This window comes from Stenotrophomonas sp. P5_A8 (genome assembly GCF_056400545.1).
Map to the genome: position 1 here is coordinate 1 of NZ_JBFULB010000269.1, position 5,258 is coordinate 5,258.

A 5,258-nucleotide genomic window follows, 5' to 3' on the forward strand; every position below is an offset into this window, starting at 1 on the left:
CGCCGGCATTGCGCTGGCGCTGGCGCCGAGCTTTGCCTCGGCGCAGGAAGCTGCCTCCGGCACCACTGACCTCGACCGCATCTCGGTTACCGGCTCGCGCATCCGCGGCGCCAACATGGAGACGCAGCAGCCGATCCTGACGATGACCCGCGAATCCCTGGAAAAGCAGGGCTTCTCGAGCGTCGCGGACGTGCTGAACAACCTGACCTCGGCCGGCTCCCCGGCCATCTCGCRTTCGGAGTCGCTGGCTTCGGGCGAGAACGTGGGCGGCTACTACGTCGACATCCGCAACCTGGGCGCAGAGCGCACCCTGGTGCTGATGAACGGCAAGCGCCTGGGCGCCTCCACCGCCGGCCTGCAGGATCTGAGCCAGATCCCGATGTCCGCGGTTGAGCGCATCGAGATCCTGAAGGACGGTGCGTCGGCCATCTACGGTTCCGACGCCATCGCCGGCGTGGTCAACGTGATCACCCGCAAGAACGTGGAAGGCGGCGAAGCCAGCGTCTACGTTGGCCAGTACGGCAACGGCGACGGTGAAAGCCAGCAGTACTCGATGACCCTGGGTGCCAAGGGCGAGCGCGGCAGCGTGACCCTGTCGGCCGAATACTCCAAGCAGGATCCGGTGTGGGCCAAGGACCGCTGGTACAGCCGTGACGGCTCGCTGGGTCCGAACTCCACCAGTGAAGACTGGAGCCCGATCAGCCAGAACGGCAGCTGGTGCAACCCGCTGCTGTTTGATTGCTCGCGCACCTCCAAGACCGCGGTGTGGCAGACCCTGAACCAGGGCGGCAACCCGAAGAACCCGAACGACTACCACGAGCTGACCGCCGACGAGTACGCCAATTCCAACCAGCAGATGACCTTGCTGACCGGTGTCGAGCGCAAGTCGGTCTACATCAACGGCACGTACGACTTCACTGATTCGATCAGCCTGAACACCGATCTGCTCTACAACGAACGCAACACGTTCCAGCAGATCGCCGGCTACCCGTACCAGTCCAGCTCGTTCAGCACCCCGCTGTCGGCGACCAGCGCCTTCAACCCGGTTGGCCAGAACGTCGACTTCCGTCGTCGCCTGTGGGAGGTGCCGCGCACCACCGACAGCCAGCTGAAGACCCTGCGCTTCGCACCGACCATCAGCGGCTTCTTCGAAGTGGCTGACAAGAGCTTCGATTGGGACGTGGGCGCGCTGTGGAACCGCAACGAGTCGATCAAGACCAACCGCGGTGACATGAGCCTGATCGCTGCCCGTCAGGCGCTGGGCCCGTCGTTCATCGACGGCGCCGGCGCTGCCCGTTGCGGCACCGCAGCCAACCCGATCCTGGGTGACTGCCGTCCGTGGAACCCACTGCTGCCTTACGGCGTCGCAGGTCAGGGTTCGCTGGCCGACCAGGAGCTGCAGGACTTCCTGTTCCCGACCTTCACCACCCGCGGCATCACCAAGACCACCAGCTTCACCGCCAACCTGTCGGGCTCCATCGTGACCCTGCCGGCCGGTGACCTGGGCTTTGCCATGGGCGTGGAACACCGCAAGGAAGAAGGCAGCTACACGCCGGACGCCTTCGCACAGTCGGGCCAGTCCACCGGCCTGGGCCAGAAGCCGACCCGTGGTGAGTACGATCTGAACGAGGTCTACCTCGAACTGAACGTGCCGATCCTGGCGGACATGGCGTTCGCCAAGGAGCTGACCCTGAACATGGCCAGCCGCTACTCGGACTACAGCAACTTCGGCGGCACCACCAACAGCAAGTTCGGCCTGACCTGGCGTCCGATGGACGAGCTGCTGGTCCGCGCCACCTATGCTGAAGGCTTCCGCGCGCCGACCATCGCCGATCTGTACGGTGGCCTGAGCTCGAGCTTCGAGTCGTACATCGATCCGTGCGGCACCACCGCTCCGGGCAGCGTCGCCGGCAACGGCCCGTGCTCGGCCGCAGGTGTTCCGGCCGACTACGTGCAGCTGGGCCAGGGCAACAAGGCCTGCTCCACCCTGCCGTGCCAGTCCGGTGACCAGTTCGTCTCCGGTGCAAACCCGAACCTGAAGCCGGAAACCTCCAAGAGCACGACCGCCGGTCTGGTCTGGAGCCCGCGCTGGGTGCAGGGCCTGGACATCTCGCTGGATTGGTACAAGTACGAAATCAGCGACATGATCATCGCTGACAGCGTCGACCGCATCCTGCGCGACTGCTACGTGCTGGGCAACTCGGCACGCTGCGAAGGCGTGGTCCGTGCCGATGACGGTCACGTCAGCGCGATCACCTACGGCACCGCCAACCTCGGCAAGATGGAAACCGAAGGTTACGACCTGGGCATCAAGTACCGCCTGCCGGAACTGGCCATCGGTCAGTTCTCGATCGATTGGCAGACCAGCTACCTGTCCAAGTACGACGAGCAGGGCCAGAATGCCGCCGGTCAGAACATCATGATCGGTCGCGTCGGCGAAGCCGGCCTGTTCCGCGTGCGTTCCAACGTGGGCATCAACTGGGCGATGGGCGACTTCGGTGTCAACTACACCGCGCGCTACTACTCGGGCATGAAGGAAGACTGCATCGACACCGGCGAGTTCTGGTGCAATGCGCCCAACCACATGGCCAATGGCGAATCCGAGCCGCTGCGCAAGACCGGCTCCAACACCTTCCACGACCTGCAGGTTAGCTGGAAGGCGCCGTGGGATGCCACCATCGCCCTGGGCGCGAACAACGTGTTCGACCACAAGGGTCCGCTGATGTACTCGGCGCCGAACTCGAGCTTCGCCTACTACGGCGGTTTCGATATCGGTCGCTTCCTGTACATGAAGTACACCCAGCGCTTCTGATCCATCGAAGCTCTGTAGCAGTAAAAAAGGGAGGGCGGACCGCAAGGTCCGCCCTTTTCTTTTGTCCTTTTCCCCATGGAAGGGACCATCTCGTCGAGTTCCACGGGCCTAGTGGGGGGCGCATGGCGATACGCGTGCGGCCGGGCAGTCCGGTTGCCGGTTGGATCGGCCGGCGTCTCCGATCAGGTCTGTTGCGCGCGTGAGGGCCCCGTCGCGGCGCGCAGGCAGGAAGACGGGCTTTTGACTGTCGGTGGGTCGGGCGTTGGGGCCCCATGCCCTTGGAGGCGAAATAAAGGGGGAGGGGGCGGCCGCAGGCCGACGCCGGAGGACATTCGCCGGAAAGGGCATGGGGGCCCAACGCCCGATCCACCGACGGCCGCGCCTGGAAGGCTTCACAGCGCGCGTCATGCGTGCGACGCCGATGGGAGAAGCCTCTTTGTCGAGTTCATTGCGCAATGGAAGGCGCTTTGCACCGCACCGCCGCACGTGCACGCGCACGGGTCTACGTCAGCGCCGGCGGACACGCTGTATGTGCCGTTGATCGAATTCGGAAGGGCCGGACATTGGCCGGCCCACGATCAAACCTTCCAGCGCAGCCGCATCGCCACGCCGGAAGGCGGCAGGCGTCAGGCCTCGCTGGCCACCAGCCCCATCAGCGCATTGGCGTGGTCCCGCCACTGCGGCAGCTTGTGCAGCACGCCAGCGCGCTGCAGGTACTCCTCGTCCACCGGATCGCCATTGATCAGCGCCAGCGCCACGTGCACCGCACCGGTCACCCAGAAGCTGCGCGTGTTGGACTTCTGCGGCTGCAGGTGGAACGCCACCGCCTCGATGATCGGCATCGGCAGGCCCCACAGGCCCAGCAGGTAGGCGCCGGCCTCGGCATGGCCGGGGCGTTTATCGGCCGCGTCGGCCGGGGCAACGCGCTCGTTGCGCACGCCCGGCAACAGCAGCCCGATGTCGGCCAGCAGGGCGGCGGTTGCACCCAGCTCGGCGCTGGAATCGGGCAGCAGCTTGGCCGCCAGCCGCGAGGCCAGCAACGCGCGCTGCTGCAGCGAATTGCGTTCGGCACCGGACAACGCCGAGGCGGAAAACACCTCGCTGGCCAGCACCAGGTCGCGCAGGGTGGACAGGCCCAGTCGCGTTACCGCGGTGCGCAGGTCGGAAATGGTACGGCCGCTGTTGAAGAACGCCGAGTTGGACAGCTGCAGCACCTTCGCCGCAATCGCCGGGTCGGCCGACACCAGCTTGGAGACATCGGCGGTGTCGGTCTCGTCGTCATGCTCCAGCGCTTGGGTCAGGCTCAGGTACAGGTGCGGCGGCGAAGGCAGCTTTTCGATGCGGCCGATCGCGCTGCGCAGATGTGCGCTGTCGAGCAGTTCGCGCAGCTCTTCCAGGCTGGTCAGTGCTTCCAGCAGCACTTCCGGGGCCAGCGGCATCGGCAGGAAGCGGTGGGCCACCCCGATCAGGCGCGCCGGCGGCGGCCGGTTGCCCTGMTCGGCATCCACCAGCGCGATGCGGATCGTCTCCGGACGCAGCGTCCGGATCTGGCCGAGCAGCGTGGTGGCGTTGAGATCGGGCAGAGTAGGGCAGGCGATCACCGCGTCGATCGGACCGGCGGCGACGATGTTCATGGCCGCCTGGCCATCGGATGCGGTCAACGGTTGCCACTCTTCCCCAAGATCGGCAATGAAATCCATCAGCTCAGCCGACAGGCTGGCTTGGTCCCCAACAAGCAGAATACGCACGACACAGTCCCCTGGCTGACCACGGTGAAACGCACCGTGGACGGTGTGAAGACGCAATGTACCCAATCCGGCACAAATAGTGATGTGCCGCAGTTAAAAAACGTGATGTCCATCGCTTCGGCGGCGAGCGCCGAAGCGATGCGGTTCAGCCTCAGCCGTTGTTGCTGAGGTAGCGCTGGTGCGCTTCGATCAGGATCTGCTTGGCTTCGGCAGCGCCGGCCCAGCCGTCAAGCTTGACCCACTTGCCCTTTTCCAGGTCCTTGTAATGCTCGAAGAAGTGGCCGATGCGCTCCAGCCAGTGGCTGGACACCTGCCCGATGTCTTCCACATGGGCGTAGCCGCTGAAGACCTTGGAGATCGGCACGGCCAGGATCTTCTCGTCGCTGCCGGCCTCATCGCTCATCTTGAGCACGCCGACCGGACGGCAACGCACCACCGAACCGGGGATCAGCGGCAGCGGCAGCACCACCAGCACGTCGGCCGGGTCGCCGTCGCCGCACAGGGTGCTCGGCACGTAGCCGTAGTTGCACGGGTAGCGCATCGGGGTGGACAGGATGCGGTCGACGAAGATCGCGCCGGTTTCCTTGTCCACTTCGTACTTCACCGGCTCGGAATCCTTCGGGATCTCGATGATGACGTTGATTTCTTCCGGCGGGTTCTTGCCGGGCGAGACGAGTTCCAGACCCATGGGTGTACTC

Annotated in this window: 3 protein-coding genes; 1 reads left to right on the plus strand and 2 read right to left on the minus strand. The window is 65.2% G+C overall.

Features of this window, described 5'->3' with window-relative positions:
- On the plus strand, window positions 1-2,812 hold a 2,812-nt coding region (locus AC1DQP_RS15940), incomplete at its 5' end, for a TonB-dependent receptor plug domain-containing protein (protein ID WP_478051986.1).
- A gap of 626 nt (window positions 2,813-3,438) precedes the next feature.
- Here the strand turns inward: AC1DQP_RS15940 and AC1DQP_RS15945 are convergent.
- Together AC1DQP_RS15945 and ppa are read right to left on the minus strand one after the other, a co-directional pair.
- On the minus strand, window positions 3,439-4,560 hold the full coding sequence (locus tag AC1DQP_RS15945; RefSeq protein ID WP_478051987.1) for an HDOD domain-containing protein: 1,122 nt from the start codon (window positions 4,558-4,560) through the stop codon (window positions 3,439-3,441).
- 151 nt (window positions 4,561-4,711) lie between these two features.
- Window positions 4,712-5,248, minus strand: a complete 537-nt coding sequence (ppa, locus tag AC1DQP_RS15950; RefSeq protein ID WP_256776001.1) for an inorganic diphosphatase — start codon at window positions 5,246-5,248, stop codon at window positions 4,712-4,714.
- Between the last annotated feature and the right edge of the window lie 10 nt (window positions 5,249-5,258).

Excerpts from the sequence above, each read along its gene's own strand:
- ppa (WP_256776001.1), bottom strand. The coding sequence starts at position 5,248 with ATGGGTCTGGAACTCGTCTCGCCCGGCAAGAACCCGCCGGAAGAAATC.